This is a genomic window from Fundidesulfovibrio soli, from assembly GCF_022808695.1.
GTDB classification, from domain to species: Bacteria; Desulfobacterota; Desulfovibrionia; order Desulfovibrionales; family Desulfovibrionaceae; genus Fundidesulfovibrio; species Fundidesulfovibrio soli.
The window spans coordinates 1-16,554 of record NZ_JAKZKW010000024.1 but is presented as its reverse complement, the minus strand read 5'-3'; the positions used below and the strand labels follow the sequence as shown (position 1 = coordinate 16,554).

Here is a 16,554-nt window from a genome sequence, read left to right as displayed (position 1 = left end):
GGGGCGCCTCCGGTCGGCTGCGGTGGGCCGCGGGCCCGCCCCCCCCGCCCCCCGCCGGAGGCCAACAGAGAAGAGACGCCTCCGGCGGCCAAAGGGACTTCGTCCCTCTGGACTCCCATATAATTCAAAAGGCCCCCCGGCTTGCGCCGGGGGGCCTTTTGAATGGTGTGGCGCGGCTAGGCGTCGATGCCGCCCATGAGGATGTACTTGGTCTCCATGTAATCCATGAGCCCCTCGTGCCCGCCTTCGCGGCCCACGCCGCTCTCCTTGAAGCCGCCGAAAGGGGCCTCGGCCATGGCCAGGCTCACCTCGTTCACTCCGACCATGCCGTACTCCAGGGCTTCGCTCACGCGCCAGACGCGCCCGACATCCCGGGTGAAGACGTAGGAGGCCAGCCCGGCGTTGGTGTCGTTGGCCAGGGCGATGGCCTCCTTCTCGGAGCTGAAGCTGACCACCGGGGCCACGGGGCCGAAGATCTCCTCCTTGAACACGCGCATGGAGGGCGTGACGCCCGTGAGCAGGGTGGGCTCGTAGAACAGGCCCCCCAGTGCGTGGCGTTTGCCGCCCACGGCCACCCGCGCCCCGCAGGCCACGGCGTCGGCCACCAGGGCCTCCATGGAGGCCACGGCCTTGGAATCGATCAGCGGCCCGAGGATGACGCCCGGCTCCAGCCCGTTGCCGGGCTTGAGGCCGTCCACTTTGCTGGCCAGGCGGCGCACGAAGGCGTCGTAGACGCCGTTCTGCACCAGGATGCGGTTGGCGCTGACGCATGTCTGCCCGGCGTTGCGGAACTTGGAGGCCAGGGCGGCCTCCACGGCCTTCTCGATGTCGGCGTCGTCGAAGACGATGAACGGGGCGTTGCCGCCAAGCTCCAGGGAGAGGCGCTTCACGGTGCCCGCGCACTGGGCCATGAGCTTCTTGCCCACCTCGGTGGAGCCCGTGAAGGAGAGCTTGCGCACGCGCGGGTCGCCCGTGAGCTCGGCCCCGATGCGCGAGGAATCGCCGGTGACGACGTTGAACACTCCGGCGGGGAAACCAGCTTCCTGGGCCAGCGCGGCCAGGGCCAGGGCGCAGTAGGGCGTCTGGGAGGCGGGCTTGACCACCACGGTGCAGCCCGCAGCCAGCGCGGGCGCGGCCTTGCGCGGGATCATGGCGAAGGGGAAGTTCCAGGGGGTGATCACGCCCACCACGCCAAGGCCCTGGTGGATGGTCATGGGCCGCTTGCCCCGGGCCGGGGTGGGGATCACCTGACCGCAGGCGCGGCGGGCCTCCTCGGCGTACCAGGGGAAGTAGGACGCGCCCTGCAGGATCTCGTCCCTGGACTCGGCCAGGGGCTTGCCCTGCTCCAGGGTGAGCAGGGCGGCCAGCTCCTCCAGGTTCTCAAGGATCAGGGCGTGGAGCCTGTGCAGGCAGGCCCCCCGCTCCAGCGCCGTCATGGAGCGCCAGGCCGCAAGCGAGCGCGAGGCCCCGGCGATGGCCAGGGAGGCCTCCTTGGTGCCGCAGCGGGGCGCGGTGCCCAGGGCCTCGCCGGTGGCGGGGTTGGTCACCTCGATGGTCTCGCCGTCCAGGGCGGGCATCCATTTGCCGTCAATGAAGCAGAGGTTGCGGAACACTTTGAATCCGTCGGGCCGCATGGCGCGCTCCTATGGGGCTTCCCCCAGGTCTTGGGGCCTCCCGGCCCCGGATTTTGGACGCACTCCAGGACACGGCGTTCTCACACCGCTGCGGAGGGCGCTGATTTCGGCGCTGATTAGGCTAGTCTTTGACCCAGTAGAGCAGCTGATGCCTGGATTGGATGTGGTCCCTGATGCGGTACTCGTCGGCCTCGGTCATGGGCCGCAGGCGGATGTAGACCGTGCGCTTCTTCTCGTCGCTGGCGTTCAAGTGCGAGAGCATGCTCACGATCTTGGCGTCCAGGCCGCGCAGGTCGTCGATGAGCTGCTTGAGGTGCCCCTGCTCCACGGGCAGCACGGCGGCCAGCTGCACGCCGCCACGGTCTACGCCGCTGATCATGGTGAAGAGGCGGAAGATGTCGGTGTCGGTGATGACGCCCACCACGCGGTCGTCCTCGTCCACCACGGGCAGCCCGCCCACCTTGTTGTCGCGCATGACGGCCGCCGCGCGCTCAACCGTGCCCCCGGGCCGGATGCGCAGGGGCTTGGGAGTCATGATGTCGCGCACCTTGATCTGGGAGAGCAACTGCGTCATCTCGTAGATGTCGAGCGAGGTGGCCTTTGAGGGCGAGGCGGCCTTGATGTCGCGCTCGGTGACGATGCCCGTCAGCCTGCCCTCGCCGTCCACCACGGGCAGGCGGCGCACGCCGCGCTGCTGCATGATCCGGCCCGCCTTGTGCATCGACACGTCCTCGGTAACGGTGGTCACGTCCTTGAGCATCCATTCGCCCACAAGCATAAGCCGCTCCTTTGGTGGCGTTACGGGTTCGGGTTAACTTGCCGCCGCGGCGCCGGGGACCGGGCCCTTGGGCCTGCCGTCCTCTGTCCAGCCGCGCAGCCGGTAGTAGTCGGCGAGCATGTAGTCCAACTCGTCCTTGGTCAGCTTCCTGCCGTCGGGCAGGGCCTCGCGGTGCAGCCTGGCGGGCAGCCGGTCGTGCTCCGGGGTCAGGCCCTCGCGCAGGTTGAAGGCGCGCGTCATGTCGGACACGGCGGCCGCGCGGCGGCGCAGGGCCGGCTTGGAGGCGTCCAGCCCGGTGACCAGGTGCACGGCCTTCTCCAGCTCCTCCCAGGTGTAGAGGTCGCGGAAGAAGCGGCAAAGGATCAGGGTGTCGAAGATGGTCAGCCTGTCCTCGTAGTCGATGAGCATCTCGGCCTTGTTCTCGATGGCGTCCGCCGGGATGAAGCCAGCCAGCTCGGGCTTGTAGAAGGTGGTGCGCAGGTGGCACGCGCCCCGGTCCGAGGTGGCGTAGGCCAGGCCCATGCCCTTGAGCACGCGCGGGTCGTAGCCGGGGGGCTCCATGCCCTTGACGTGGATGGCCAGATCCTCCAGGCCCCACTCGCGCGCGGCGTGGATGATTCCCTTGGCCAGCACGGCCCCGGCGCCCCGGCGCGCGGCGATGTCCTCGATGAGGCGGGCGCAGGCGTCGGCGTCGCCGTAGCGCACGTCCATGTCCAGGCGGCCCCGCTCCACGGCCTCCATCACCAGGGCGCAGAGGTTGCCCGCGGTGATGGTGTCCATGCCCAGGCGGTCGCAGAGGTCGTTCAGGTAGACCACCTCGGTCATGTCCGTGATCATGCACAGGCCGCCGAAGGCGTAGATGGTCTCGTATTCGGGGCCTTCCAGGGTCAGCCCGGCGTGGCGGCCGGTCTTCAGGGTGGCCATGCGCCCGCAGGCCATGAAGCACTTCAGGCAGGCGTGGGGCTCCACCTGGTGCTCCTTGTGGAAGCGCTCGCCCGAGAGGTTGGGCCAGTGCTCGCAGGTTCCCTGGGACCAGTACTTGGCCGGGAAGGCCCCGGCGGTGTTCATCAGGGCCACCATCATGGTGGTGCCCTGGGCCTTGTAGGCCTTCACGCCGGGCGACTGCATCCCGGCCTTGGCGAAGGCCGCCGCGTAGGCGCGCAGGCCCTTGGTGTCCGCCGGGACGCGCTTGGCGTCGCCCTGGAACACGATGGCCTTGATCTTTTTCGACCCCATGACCGCGCCCACGCCGGCCCTGCCGGCGCAGCGCCAGTAGTCGTTGGCGATCATGGCGAAGCTGACCAGGTTCTCGCCCGCCGGGCCGATGACCACCGCGCCGGGCCTGCCGTAGCCCTCCTTGTTCAGGGCGTAGCGGGCCAGGGCCTCGTCCTCGGTGGCGTAGATGTCCTTGCCCCAGAGCTCCGAGGCGTCGTGGAACTCGCAGCCGCCGGGGTGGATGGTCAGGGCCAGGGGCGCGTCCGCCGCGCCCTCGATGACGACGGCGTCGAACCCGGCGGAGTCCACGGCCTCGGGCGCCCTGCCTCCGGAGTAGGACTCGGCGTAGAAGCCCGTCTGGGGCGACTTGGTGAACACCCCGTAGCGGCTGGCGCCCCAGGCCGCGCCGCCGCAGAAGGGCCCCGCCGCGAAGATGAGCCTGTTCTCCGAGCCCAGGGGGTCGGCCCCGGCCGGGTTGCGGGTGAGCAGGAGCCAGGTGGCCAGGCCCTTGCCGCCCAGGTAGGCCTCGTACACTTCATCGGGGACGCTCTCGATGCTGAAGCTGCGCGAAGTGGCGTCAACCACCAGGATTTTGCCGTGGAAGCCGTGCATACGGTCCTCTACATGCCCAGGTAGGCGGATTTGATGTGCTTGTTGTCGATCAGCTCGGCGGCCGGGCCCTCCAGGGCCACGCGGCCGTGCTCCAGCACGTAGCCCCGGTCGGAGAGGCTGAGCGAGTGGTGCACGTCCTGCTCCACCAGGAGCACCGTGGTGCCGGTGTCGGCGATCTTGCGCAGGGTATCGAAGATGGACTTGACCAGGATGGGCGCAAGGCCCAGCGAGGGCTCGTCCAGCATGAGCAGGCCGGGCAGGGCCATGAGCCCGCGCCCGATGGCCACCATCTGCTGCTCGCCGCCGGAGAGGGTCATGGCCATCTGGTCGCGGCGCTCCAGGAGTCTGGGCAGCAGTTCGTAGACCTGGCGCAGGGTCTTGTCCTTCACCTTGAAGGCGCGCTTGATGTAGGCCCCGATCTCCAGGTTGTCGGCCACGCTCATGAGCGAGAAGAGCCTGCGGCCCTCGGGCACATGCACCAGGCCGCTCTCCACGATGGTCTCGGGGGGCTGGTTCTCGATGCGCTGGCCCTTGAAGGTGATGGTGCCCGAACGCACGGGCATCAGCCCGGAGATGGTCTTGAGCAGGGTGGACTTGCCCGCGCCGTTGCCGCCGATGATGGACACCACCTCGCCCTCGTTCACCGTGAGGGAGAGCCCGTTTATCACCTGGACGTCGCCGTAGAAGACGTCGATGTTATCCACGCTAAGCAGCGCCATATTCACTCCCCAGGTAGGCCTTGATCACGTTCTCGTCCTTGGTGACGTCCTCGGGCTTGCCCTCGGCGATCTTCTCGCCGAACTGGATCACCACCACCCGGTCGGAAAGGGCCATGACCGCGCGCATGATGTGCTCGATGACGAACACGGTGACGCCCCTGTCGCGCAGGCCCTTGATGATGGCGATCATGTCGTCCACCTCGGTGGGGCGCAGCCCGGCCATGACCTCGTCGAGCAGCAGGAGCTCGGGGTCGGTGGCCAGGGCCTTGGCGATCTCCAAGCGCTTGCGGTCGGCGATGGTCAGGTTGCTGGCCAGTTGGTCCTTGCGGTGGTCGAGCTGGAGCGTTTCAAGCACCTCCAGGGCCTTGTCGCGGGCCTTGGAGGTGGAGCCCGTGCGCAGGAACGCGCCCACCATCACGTTGTAGAGCACCGTCTTGGAGCCGAAGGGCTTCACGATCTGGAAGGTGCGGGCCAGGCCCAGGGCGCACAGGTCCCAGGGGTTCTTCCCGGCGATGGACTCGCCCTTGAAGCGGATGTCGCCCACCGAGGGGGGGAACACCCCGGCCACGCAGTTGAACAGGGTGGACTTGCCCGCCCCGTTGGGGCCGATGAGCCCCAGGATCTCGCCCTTGGCGATGTGCAGGTCCAGGTCGTGGATGGCGGTGAGGCCGCCGAAGTGCTTGGTCAGGTCCTTGATTTCCAGGATGTTCATTGCGCGCCTCCCTGCCTCGTGATCCTGGAGGCGAACTTGTCGTAGATTCTGGCCAGAGGGGCGGTGAGGCCCTTGGGCTGGTAGAGCATCACCAGGATCAGGATCGTGCCGAAGATGACGAGGTGCAGGCCCGGCAGCTGGGAGCCCAGGTAGATGCGGGTGAACTCGTTCAGGGGCCTCAGCGCCAGCGCGCCGATGACCGGCCCGGCGATGGTGCCGCGCCCGCCGATGAGGGCGATGAAGGCGATCTCGAAGGAGAGGTCCAGCCCCAGGAGGCCCTTGGGGTAGAAGTAGAGCATCAGCTGGGCGTAGAAGGTGCCCGCCAGGGCCGTGAGGAAGCAGCTCATGGCCATGGCCACCAGCTTGTAGCGCGCCACGTTGATGCCCAGGGCCTGGGCGGCCTCGGGCTCCTCGCCGCCGGCGGCCAGGTAGTAGCCCATGCGCGAGCGGGAGATGAACCAGGTCAGCGCCAGCACCAAGAGGAGCATGACCAGGATGATGTAGTAGTAGGGCTCCTTGTGCATGAACTGGTAGTTCCAGAAGGAGTCGCCCTTGAGCGGGATGAGCAGGCCGCGCGGGCCGTTCAGCTTGAGGGGCCCGATGGAGTCGATGTTCTCGATCATCACCCGGAAGCCTTCGGCGAAGGCGATGGTGCACAGCGCGAAGTAGGCCCCGCGCATGCGGAAGGTCGGCTTGCCGATGAGCACGCCCACCAGGGCCGCCAGCACGCCGCCCGCCAGCATGCCGATCCAGGGCGAGATGCCGTACTGGTTGGACAGGATGGTGGAGGTGTAGGCCCCGATGCCCACGAACACGGCGTGGCCCATGGGCAGCACGCCCGCGAAGCCGCCCACCAGGTTCCAGGCCGTGGTCAGATAGGCGTAGAAGAAGAGCAGAATGAGGATCTGCAGATACGTCGGGCTCTTGATGACCAGGGGCAGTGCGAAACTCACCGCCAAGCCCAGTCCGAGCAGCGTCATGTCGAGTTGTTTCCGGCTCACGTGCGCCTCCTACCAGTCCTGTTTTTTCCCGAAGAAGCCGGAAGGTTTGACGAAGAGGATCACCAGGAACACGGCGTAGATGATCGCCTCGGTCCAGGTGGAGGGCATGAACTGCGAGAACACCGACTCGATCAGGCCGATGATCACGCCGCCGAGCATGGCCCCGTGGATGCTTCCCAGGCCGCCCAGGACCACGATGATGAAGGCCCTGATGTCGAAGACCACGCCCACCGAGGGGTAGACGTAGTAGAAGGGCATGATCACGCAGCCCGCGATGCCCGCGATGGCCGTGCCGATGCCGAAGGCCAGGTTGTAGATGCGGTACTGGTCGATGCCCATGAGGTTGGCGGCCTCGCGGTCCAGGCTGGTGGCCTGCAGGGCCTTGCCCGTGCGCGTCTTGACCATGAACAGCCACAGGCCCACGGCCGTGGCCACGGAGACCACGAAGCCAGAAAGTTTGGGGATGGAGACGATGAATTCGCCCATCGAGAAGGATGTGCCGGTGATGGATGTCTTCACGGTGCGGTACTCCGCGCCGAAGAGCATCAGGGCCAGGTTGTCCAGCACGTACCATACGCCCGTGGTGACGATGATGACCGTGAGCGGTTCGCGCACCTGCTGCTCGGCCTTGAACACAGGCTTGATGAGCAGGTTCTGCATGTAATAGCCGAAAAAGAAGAGCAGCGGCGGAACCACCAGCAGGGAGAGATAGGGGTGGATGCCCGTGAGCTTGATCAGCCAGTAGGCCGTGAACATGCCCACCATCAGGAGCGACCCGTGGGCGAAGTTCACCACTTTCATCACCCCGAAGATCAGGGTGAGCCCCAGGGCCGTCAGACCGTACATGGCCCCCATCATGGTGCCGTTGATCACCGCCTGTATCACCGCGGTCATGCGTCGTCTCCGGTGTTTGTGCGCCTCCCCGGGCCCGCGCGGCGGACGGGCCCGGACCCGGGGAGGGCTGTGGCAGAAGCGGGGTCAGCGTTTATTTGTTGGCCGGGAAGACAGGCGTGTACCCGGCGCGGCGGGCGCCCTTGGGCCATACGGTCACGCGGTCGAGCTGGCCGTTCACTTCGGCGACCTGCACGATGACGATGCCCGCGTTCTTGTTCTGGCCGGATTCGTCGAACTCGATGCTGTCGTAGGAAGCGATCATGGCCGGGCCGGTGGACAGCTTGGTGGCGGCCAGGGCGGCGCGGACCTTCTCGGGATCGGTGGAGGCGGCGCGCTCCAGGGCGTCGGCGATCACGTACATGGCCACGTAGGCGTCAACGGACTCGCCGGTCAGGTCGTAGCCGTACTTGGCCTTGAAGGCGGCGTTGGTTTCCTTGGCGCCGGGCTTGTTCACGTCGGTGTTCCATTCGACTTCATCGAACATGAACAGGGCGTTCTTGCCGGCGTTCTCAAGGAACTTGGGGTCGGCGTGGCCGCCGCCGCTGGCCACGGTGACCTTGGGCTTCACCTTCATCTCGGCCATGGTGTTGGTGATCAGGATGGCGTCGGCCGCGTTGGAGACGAGCATCACCACGTCGGGGTTGGCGCTCTTGAGCTTGGTGACCACGGGGGTCAGGTCGGAGGCGGTGGAGGGGTAGGGCTCGTCGAGCACCAGCTCGTAGCCGTCCTTCTTGGCCAGGGCGCGCCACTTCTCGGCGAAGCCGGTGCCCCAGTCGCCGTTCTCGAAGACCAGGGCCATGGTCTTGAGCTTCACGCCGGTCTCGTCCTGCATGTCCTTGAGGAAGCGGAACTGGTCGCGCACCCACCAGGAGTCCTTGGCGGCGATGCGGAACACGTACTTGAAGCCGCGCTCGGTGATGGTGTCGCGCACGGCCACGGGCACCACGAAGGGGACGCCGTAGCGCTCGGCCACCTGGGTGGCGGGGTAGGTGACGGCGGAGTTCCAGCAGCCGGTCATGAGCTGCACCTTCTCGGTGTTGATCAGGCGCTCGGTCTCGGTGACGCCGACGGTCGGGTCGGACTTGGAGTCGGCGTAGATAAGCTCCAGCTTGGCGCCGCCCAGGCTCTTGATGCCGCCGTTCTTGTTGATCTCCTCCACGGCCATCTCGCGGGCCTGCTTGCCCTGGACGCCGACGGAGGCCGAGGGGCCGGAGAGGGGCTCCACGTTGCCGATCTTGATGGTTTTCTGTGCGAACGCCGGGCCGGAAAGGCCGGCGGTCAGCAGGCCGATGGCGGCCAGTCCGAGAAGCCGTTTGCCGATGGAGGCGTAGCTCATGCCTTACTCCCTGAGTTGACGGTTGTCGCGCTGCGGGGGGTCCCCGGTCCTCGTGCGTTATGCGTTACAGCGTGCCCTTGGCGAGTTCGCTGAAACCTTCCTCAAGTATGGCAAGGCCGCGTTCGAGCTGCTCGTCGGTGATCACCAGCGGCATGAGCGTGCGGATGACGTTGCCGTGGGTGCCGCAGGAGAGCAGCAGGAGGCCCCTGTCCACGCAGTACTTCACCAGGGCCTTGGCCTGGGTGGTGGCCGGGGCCTTGGTCTCGCGGTCGGTCACCAGTTCGAGGGCGCGCATGGGGCCGAGGCCGCGCTCCTCGCCGATGATCTCGTACTTCTGCATCCAGGAGGCGAAGCGGGCCTGGAGCTTCTCGCCCAGGGCGCGGCCGCGCTCCAGGAGCTTGTCCTCCTCGAAGGCCTCGATGACGGCCAGGGCCGACGCGCAGGAGAGGGGGTTGCCGCCGTAGGTGCCGCCGGTGCCGCCCACCTGGGGCGCGTCCACGATCTCCCTGCGGCCCACCACGCCGGAGATGGGCATGCCGCCGCCCAGGCTCTTGGCCACGCTGGTCATGTCGGCGGCCACGTTGTGGTGGGTCATGGCGAAGTACTCGCCGGTGCGGCCGAAACCCGTCTGCACTTCGTCGGCCACGAAGACGATGCCGTTGTCGCGGCAGATGGCGGCCAGCTTCTGGAAATAGAGGCTGGGGGGCGAGACGAACCCGCCCTCGCCGAGCACCGGCTCCACCACGAGGGCGGCCACGCTCTCGGCGGCGGCGTGGCCGATGAAGAAGTCCTTGAGGAGGTCGGCGCAGGCGGCGTTGCAGGTCTTGCGGTCGAGGCCGATGGGGCAGCGGTAGCAGTAGGCGTAAGGCATGCGGTACACTTCGGGGGCGAAGGGGCCGAAGCCGAACTTGTAGGGCTTGACCTTGCTGGTCATGCTCATGGTCAGCAGGGTGCGGCCGTGGAAGCCGCCCTCGAACACGACGACGCCCTGGCGCTTGGTGTGGCACCGCGCGATCTTGACGGTGTTCTCCACGGCCTCGGCGCCGGAGTTGGCGAACAGGGCCATCTTCTCGAAGTCGCCCGGGGCCAGCTCGCAGAGCTTCTTGGCCAGCTTGATGTAGGGCTCGTACATGACGATGTGGAAACAGGTGTGGATGAACTTCTCGGCCTGCTCCTTGATGGCGGCCACAACCTTGGGGTGGCAGTGCCCCACGTTGACCACGCCGATGCCCCCGGCGAAGTCGATCAGTTCACGGCCGTCAATGTCGGTGATCATGGCCCCGTTGGCGGAGGCGGCGATGTAGCGGCTCGCGTTGAACGGGCCCTTGGGCACGTAGCGGTCGCGCATTTCGAGAAGTTCTTGGACGGACGAAGTTGAGTGTCCCACGGGCATCCCTCATGGCAGGAGGTTATCGGAATGGGCCAGTGCCGCACCTTTTCACGAAAAGGTAAAAAAGTTGAGCAAGAAGCAGGCCAGCGCGGGATGTATTGGTAAGTCTTTTTATTTCAGTATATTAGCAGACAGGCCTGCGTTACTCCGGCAGCGTATTGATTCATAAGGGAATCACATTTTTCACGAACACATGTAATAACAGCGTGTTACATTCGATTCATAATAGAATCACACCTGTATTCACAAAATTCGGAAAAAACAGCAATGCAAGGAGCAAAAGGCGAAAACAGAGTCTGAGGCGGTGATGCGTTGAGCAGGAAAAACGAACCGTTGTCTGGCCTGTGAAGCCGATTCCAGGAAATATTGCGCCTGTTTCGTTTATGAAACCAGGTCTTGATTCATTTGTGAATCAGAAAGCCTGATCCCGTACTTGGCAAGTTTGCGCACCACGGTGGACTGGCTCACGCCCAGGCACGCGGCCATCTCGCGCGTGGTCCTGCAGCGGGCCGCGGCGTGCTTGAGCGCCAGGACGCTGGCCTGGTCCGTGCTCGCCACAAGGCCGCGCGGGGCTCCCAGGGCCGGGGCCACGCCCAGGGCCTCTTCGATGGCCTCCGTGATGTCGTCCCCTTCGCTCATCACGAAGGCCTTCTGGATGATGCCCACCAGTTCGCGCACGTTGCCGGGGAAGTCGTGGGACTCCAGCAGGCGGATGGCCCTGGGCGATATCCGTTTGCTCTTGCTGTAGCGCGTGTTGCACCCGGCCAGGTAGAACTCGGCCAGGCCGAAGATGTCCTCGCGGCGCTCGCGCAGGGGCGCTATGCGCACGATGAAGGTGTTCAGGCGGAAGAAGAGGTCCTTGCGGAAGCGTTTCTGCTCCACCAGCCGCTCCAGGTCGCAGTTGGTGGCGGCCACCACGCCGCAGACAACCTTCTTGGAGAGCGACCCGCCCAGGCGGCGCAGTTCGTAGTCGTCGAGGTATTTGAGCAGCTTGGCCTGCACCGAGAGCGGGATGTCGCCCACCTCGTCCAGAAAGAGGGTGCCGTCCTTGGCCAGCTCGATCAGGCCGGCCTTGCCCTCCTTGAGGGCGCCGGTGAACGCGCCCTTTTCGTAGCCGAACAGCTCGGCCTCGAAGAGGTTTTCGGGCACGGCGGGGCAGTTGATGGGCACGAAGGGCTTCTTGGCCCGGGGGCTGTGCTGGTGCAGGAACTTGGCCAGAAGCCCCTTGCCCGTGCCGGACTCGCCCAGGATCAGGATGCGCGAGGCGTCCATGTTGGCCAGCTTGAGCAGGGCGTGCAGGCAGTGGCGCATGGCCGGGCTGTCCGCCACGATCTCCTTCTGCCGGAGCTCCAGCATGGAGAGCTCGGCCAGCTCGTTGCGGAACTTCTCCTCCACCTTGCGGGCGTTCTGCAGTCCTTCGCGCAGGGCGTTGAGCTCGGTGACGTCGCGCTCGTTGACCACGACCATGGAGATCTCGCCGTCGTCGCCGAACACCGGCGAACCCGTGACCAGGAGCTGCTTGCCGGTCTTGGTGATGCGCTGGATGATGCTGGACTGGCGCTTGTAGCGCAGTACGTCCAGGGTGACGGAGTGGTCCACCAGGCCTTCGTCCAGGATGCAGCGGATGCTGCGGCCCACGTAGTCGGTGGCGCGCACGGAGTTGAGGCGCTGGGATTCGCGGTTGATGTCCAGGATGGTGCCCTGGCCGTCGCAGATCCAGATGCCCTCGGAGACCGACTCCAGCACGGCGCGCAAGGGGATCTCGGGCACGGGCAGGCCGCAGGGCCCCGGTTCGCCCATGAGGGCCGTGGCCCCCACCACCCCGCCCTTGCGCCTGATGGGCGACGCCTCCAACTGGAGCATCCTGCCGTCCACGTTGACCAGGGCCGGGGGCGCTGGCTCCCCCTCCAGGCAGGCGCGCAGGCGGACCGTCAGCTCCTGCAGAGGGTCGGGGAGGTGCTGGCCCCGGTCGCGCGCGGCGTCCAGTTCCAGCAGGCTTGCGGCGTAGGCGTTGAAGGAGACGATCCGGCAGGCGGCGTCCACGTTGAGCACGCCGCGCGACAGCGAGTGCAGCACGTCGTCCGGCGTGTAGGGCGCCGTGGCCGGATGCCTGGTTTGCATGGCTTGATGGGGCATGCCATAAAATGCCCCGAAACGCCTCGGGACGCAATGGCCGGGCGCGTATTTCACGGCCTCAGCGACTTGCGCGGCAGGGAGTTGTGTTTTAGATGATGCGGACATCGACGTGCCGCCGTGCGGCGTGGGAGGGCGGATTGGACATTTCCAAGGCCATTGCCGAATTGAAGGGGATGCCGGGCTTCACCGAGAAGGTGGGCATGGTGCTGGTGCACAACGGCGTGGTCCGCGCCACCTCGCGCAACGAGGGCAAGGCCGTGGAGCGCCTGGAGGTGCACCCCGACCGGGACAAGATCGAGGCCATCTGCCGCGAGATCGAATCCCGCCAGGGCATCTTCGCGGTGCGTTCCGTGGCCAAGGACGGGGTGTTCCAGCCCGGGGAGGACCTGCTGTTCATCATCGTCGCCGGGGACATTCGGGAGAACGTGCTCTCCGCCCTGACCGACGCCCTGAACCGCATCAAGGCCGAGGCGGTGAGCAAATGCGAACACTGCGAGGTCGCCTGAGGCTCCATCTTCCGGCGGGAAGGTGACGAAACGCCCTCCGCGCGGCCCTGGGGGCCAAATTTGTGTTTACAGGCCCCGCATTCGGCTTGTAAAAGAGACATTCGGGTGGCGACACCCCCGAGTCAGTACCTGGATCGCAGGCAGAGACCTGCGGCATGGATAACAGCTACCGGCTGAGTAATTGCGGAACCTGCCTGCGGGGCCGCAACGTTCAACGCGCATGGTTTCTTTGGATCTTGGGCTATGAAGGACGCGCAGCTCCAAGCGACGAGACACAGCATGCCAAAACAGGAGCTTCAAGCGTATGTCTAAGAAACTTTATGTCGGCAACCTGTCCTTTTCCTCCACCGAAGACGATGTCCGCAACGCCTTCTCCGCTTTCGGCGAAGTCTACAACGTCAGCCTGATCACCGATCGCGAGACCGGCCGCCTGCGCGGCTTCGGCTTTGTCGAGATGGACGAGGAAGGCGCCAAGGCCGCCATCCAGGGCATGGACGGCAAGGAGCTCGGCGGCCGCACCCTGAAGGTTAACGAAGCCCAGGAGAAGCCCCGCAGCGGTGGCGGCGGCGGCTACAACCGCGGCGGCGGTGGCGGCGGCCGCTGGTAGTATTCGCTTCCCGCCAGTGGCGGCGATGTTCCGCACCGCCTGACAAGGGCGGCGAACGCGCCGAGCTGGCTGGCATTGCAAGACAGGCCGGGGGAAACCCCGGCCTTTTCTTTTGCCGTCCAGGTGGGCCAAGCGGCGCGCGGATGCGCCGTCTGGTGCAATCGATTCTGGGGTGTGATCTATACAGTATTGGTTTGTGTTTGAAAGCGCGCAGCTTACGGAGTGGCGAGAATGGAGAAATTATACTTTCGTGTTTCCCTACCGTCGTCCGTGATGGCAGGAAGGACGACGCCTTTTGGGGCTGCCAGCCTTGACGGTTCCCAAGAGTGTGTCATAATGACATTCACTGAACACTGTTGACCGCATCCAGGCAAGGGGCAGAACAACGGGCCGCCGATATCGCCAGCGCTGGCATGTGTTCAATTTTCTTTAGCATCCTGACGTGTCCGGGGCATCCGTGGCTGGCAGTATCAAGAAGTATCATTCGTTCAGGAAGGACCTCCTCATTCTGCTCGCCTGCGTCATGGGCGCGCTGGTGGCGGGCGTGGTGGCGGGCAACGGCTACCTTCTGGATACCGTCATCAGCGAATTCCGGGAAAGCCAGATAAGCTCGATGCTCGGCAACGTCCGCCGGACGCTGCTCATCCAGGACAGGGCCTACCACCTCTACGAGAAAATGCTGGACGAGCGCATGCGCGCCGCCATGCACCGCTTCCAGGATGCCTATTCCCGCTGCGGCGGGGATCTCGAAACCCTGGACCTCTCCTCCCTGCGCTCCCCGCAGGACCACGACATCGACTTCTTCGCGCTCGACGGCGCCAACGTCGTGGTGCTGACCTCCTTCGAGAAAGACCTGGGGCTCAACATCGCCGAGCCGGGCACGGAGTTGGCGGCCTATCTGGAGAGTGTGCGCGGCACGGGCGAGTACGTCACCCACCGGGCCACGGTGAGCCGGTACGACGGCATCAAGAAGTTCGCCTACCAGGTGGCCGAGGGCGGCAGGCACCTGCTGGAGGTGGGCGTGTCGCTCTCCAGGCACTCCGCCAGTCTGGCCGGAGTCAGGCTGGACACCGTTCCCGGCGACATACGCCAGGACAACGACATGCTGCTCTCCGTGCATGTGTTCAACTCCTCGGGAATATCCTTCACCAGCGACGAAAGCGGCCAGCACTTCCTGCTCGGGGGCGAGCGCCGCGAAGCCCTGAGCCGCGCCCTTGCCACGGGGCAGGCGGAACTCAGGTCCGGGGCCGAGGTGCTCTACCGCTACTTCCAGCTCGCGCCCACGGAGAGCGGGGAGCTGGGCAAGGTGGTGGAGATCGCCGTGGACACGGCCAAGCTTCGCGGGCTTCGCAACGGCCACCTGCTGTTGCTTATGGGGTTTGGCGTGGTCTGCGTGGCCGGCGGGCTGGCGGCCAGCCTCTGGCTGGCCAGGAGGTTCAGCCGCCCGCTGCTGCAGCTCTCAGATGGGGTTCATCGCATCGCCGCTGGCCACCTTGGCGAACCGGTGGTGGTGGACAGCACCAACGAGATCGGCCAGCTCGCCAGCGATGTGGAGGCCATGCGCGTACGCATCGCCGGGCTTGTCTCCCGCCTGGAGGCCACCAACCAGGAGCTGCTGGGCAACTATGACGTGCTCATCAGGGCTTTCCTCAAGGCCCTGGAGCACCGCGAGAGCGGCACGGCCGCCCACTCCCTGCGGGTGAACCGCATCGCCATGGCCATCGGCGAGGCCATGGGCCTGGACGAGCGCCGGATGAACCTGCTGGACTGGGGCTCCCTGCTGCACGACATCGGCAAACTGACCCTCAGCAACACCCTCCTGCTCAAGCCGGGCGCGCTGACCCCCGAAGAATACGAGTGCGTCAAGCGCCACCCCTCCCTGGGGCACGAGGTGCTGCGCGAGCTCCATTATCTCGGCGGCGCGCTGGAGGTCACCCTGCACCACCACGAGCGCTATGACGGCGCGGGCTACCCCCACGGCCTCTCCGGGGAGGGCATCCCCCTGCTGGCCCGCATCTGCGCCGTGGCCGACGCCTTCGAAGCCATGACCAGCGACCGCCCCTACCGCAGCGGCATGGACCGCGTCCGGGCCTGCGAGGAGATCAAGGCCGCGGCCGGGTCGCAGTTCGATCCCGACGTGGTGGAGGCGTTCCTGCGCCTGCCCTGGCGCGAGCTGTAGCCGACCGGGACTTGCGGACCGCCGCCACGGCTGCTACCTGGGCCCGGAAAAAGGGGCCGCGCAGCAGCGCCCGTCCCTCCAGAGGCGCATCCATATGGATATCACCACCTTTCTGACCTTCGTCGGCCTGGTCTTCGTCCTGGTCATCACCCCCGGGCCGGACATGCTCTACATCGTCACCACCTCCATGGCCTCCGGGGCGCGCAGCGGGCTGGCCTGCGTGCTGGGCGTGGCCGTGGGGGCCTACGTGCACGCCGTGTGCGTGGCCTTCGGGCTCTCCGCCGTGCTGGCCGCCTCCCAGACGGCCTACGATGTGGTGCGTTGGGGCGGCGCGGCCTATCTGGTGTGGATCGGGCTCAAGACCATGTTCGGGCCCTCCGTGCTGGAGCTTACGGGCAACTGCGCGCAGCGCACTTTCGCGCAGAGCTTCAGGCGCGGCGTGCTGACCAACGTGATGAACCCCAAGGCATTCCTGTTCTGCGTCACCTTCTATCCGCAGTTCGCCAACCCAGCGGCGGGGCCGGTCTGGTCCCAGGTGCTGCTCATGGGGGTGGTCACGTCGCTCATGCTGCTGGCGGTGATGACGCCCATCTCGTTCTCCAGCGGGCGCTTCGGCCGCTTCCTGGCCCGCAACGCCCTGATGCGGGTGCATCTGCCCAAGGCCCTGGGCGCGGTGTTCGTGGGGCTGGGGCTGCATTTGCTGTTCAGGACGGATGGGGCGGGCGCGGCGCGGTAGCGGCGAAAGGCGTAAGAATCTTGGGTTGTAGGCTCCCTGCCTGGCCTCCGGCGGGCGGGGCAAACCGATATATTTGAAGAATATCGGCTTGCCCCGCAC

At 66.3% G+C, this 16,554-nt stretch carries 14 protein-coding genes; 4 read left to right on the top strand and 10 right to left on the bottom strand.

The genetic code is table 11. From position 1 onward, the window contains the following. Nucleotides 1-176: 176 nt before the first annotated feature. From MLE18_RS15800 to MLE18_RS15755, 10 genes are all read right to left on the bottom strand, one after another. Nucleotides 177-1,634, bottom strand: coding sequence for an NAD-dependent succinate-semialdehyde dehydrogenase (locus tag MLE18_RS15800; RefSeq protein WP_272881721.1), 1,458 nt, complete (start codon nucleotides 1,632-1,634; stop codon nucleotides 177-179). A gap of 121 nt (nucleotides 1,635-1,755) precedes the next feature. Then, complete coding sequence (locus MLE18_RS15795; RefSeq protein ID WP_243439765.1) at nucleotides 1,756-2,412, bottom strand: CBS and ACT domain-containing protein; 657 nt, start codon at nucleotides 2,410-2,412, stop codon at nucleotides 1,756-1,758. A 33-nt stretch (nucleotides 2,413-2,445) separates the two neighbouring features. Then, nucleotides 2,446-4,239 carry an aldehyde ferredoxin oxidoreductase family protein gene (locus MLE18_RS15790; RefSeq protein ID WP_243439764.1) on the bottom strand — a complete coding sequence of 598 codons (1,794 nt, stop codon included), beginning with the start codon at nucleotides 4,237-4,239 and terminating at the stop codon, nucleotides 2,446-2,448. 8 nt (nucleotides 4,240-4,247) lie between these two features. After that, nucleotides 4,248-4,958: an ABC transporter ATP-binding protein gene (locus MLE18_RS15785; protein WP_243439763.1), complete on the bottom strand. Its 711-nt coding sequence runs from the start codon at nucleotides 4,956-4,958 to the stop codon at nucleotides 4,248-4,250. Further along, entirely contained in the window at nucleotides 4,945-5,670 is a 726-nt protein-coding gene (locus tag MLE18_RS15780; protein WP_243439762.1) for an ABC transporter ATP-binding protein, read from the bottom strand. The genes MLE18_RS15785 and MLE18_RS15780 overlap by 14 nt, the downstream gene beginning before the upstream one ends. Next, entirely contained in the window at nucleotides 5,667-6,671 is a 1,005-nt protein-coding gene (locus tag MLE18_RS15775) for a branched-chain amino acid ABC transporter permease (protein ID WP_243439761.1), read from the bottom strand. Before MLE18_RS15775 ends, MLE18_RS15780 begins: the two co-directional genes overlap by 4 nt. 9 nt (nucleotides 6,672-6,680) lie before the next feature. Beyond that, nucleotides 6,681-7,565 (bottom strand): branched-chain amino acid ABC transporter permease, encoded by an 885-nt coding sequence (locus tag MLE18_RS15770; RefSeq protein WP_243439760.1) that lies wholly within the window; start codon nucleotides 7,563-7,565, stop codon nucleotides 6,681-6,683. 91 nt (nucleotides 7,566-7,656) lie between these two features. After that, complete coding sequence (locus tag MLE18_RS15765; protein ID WP_243439759.1) at nucleotides 7,657-8,901, bottom strand: ABC transporter substrate-binding protein; 1,245 nt, start codon at nucleotides 8,899-8,901, stop codon at nucleotides 7,657-7,659. Between the two features lie 64 nt (nucleotides 8,902-8,965). Further along, nucleotides 8,966-10,249: a 4-aminobutyrate--2-oxoglutarate transaminase gene (gene gabT / locus MLE18_RS15760; protein WP_243439758.1), complete on the bottom strand. Its 1,284-nt coding sequence runs from the start codon at nucleotides 10,247-10,249 to the stop codon at nucleotides 8,966-8,968. Between the two features lie 423 nt (nucleotides 10,250-10,672). Then, complete coding sequence (locus MLE18_RS15755; protein ID WP_243439757.1) at nucleotides 10,673-12,427, bottom strand: sigma 54-interacting transcriptional regulator; 1,755 nt, start codon at nucleotides 12,425-12,427, stop codon at nucleotides 10,673-10,675. Nucleotides 12,428-12,564: 137 nt separating this feature from the next. Here MLE18_RS15755 and MLE18_RS15750 point away from each other — a divergent pair, with 137 nt between their 5' ends. From MLE18_RS15750 to MLE18_RS15735, 4 genes are all read left to right on the top strand, one after another. Next, entirely contained in the window at nucleotides 12,565-12,933 is a 369-nt protein-coding gene (locus MLE18_RS15750; RefSeq protein ID WP_243439756.1) for a molybdenum cofactor biosynthesis protein MoaE, read from the top strand. A 304-nt stretch (nucleotides 12,934-13,237) separates the two neighbouring features. Further along, nucleotides 13,238-13,540 (top strand): RNA recognition motif domain-containing protein, encoded by a 303-nt coding sequence (locus tag MLE18_RS15745; RefSeq protein ID WP_243313182.1) that lies wholly within the window; start codon nucleotides 13,238-13,240, stop codon nucleotides 13,538-13,540. A 457-nt stretch (nucleotides 13,541-13,997) separates the two neighbouring features. Beyond that, on the top strand, nucleotides 13,998-15,719 hold the full coding sequence (locus MLE18_RS18150) for an HD domain-containing phosphohydrolase (RefSeq protein WP_243439755.1): 1,722 nt from the start codon (nucleotides 13,998-14,000) through the stop codon (nucleotides 15,717-15,719). Between the two features lie 94 nt (nucleotides 15,720-15,813). Then, a complete protein-coding gene (locus MLE18_RS15735; protein WP_243439754.1) occupies nucleotides 15,814-16,455 on the top strand; it encodes a LysE family translocator in 642 nt (213 codons plus the stop codon). The last annotated feature ends 99 nt before the right edge of the window (nucleotides 16,456-16,554 follow it).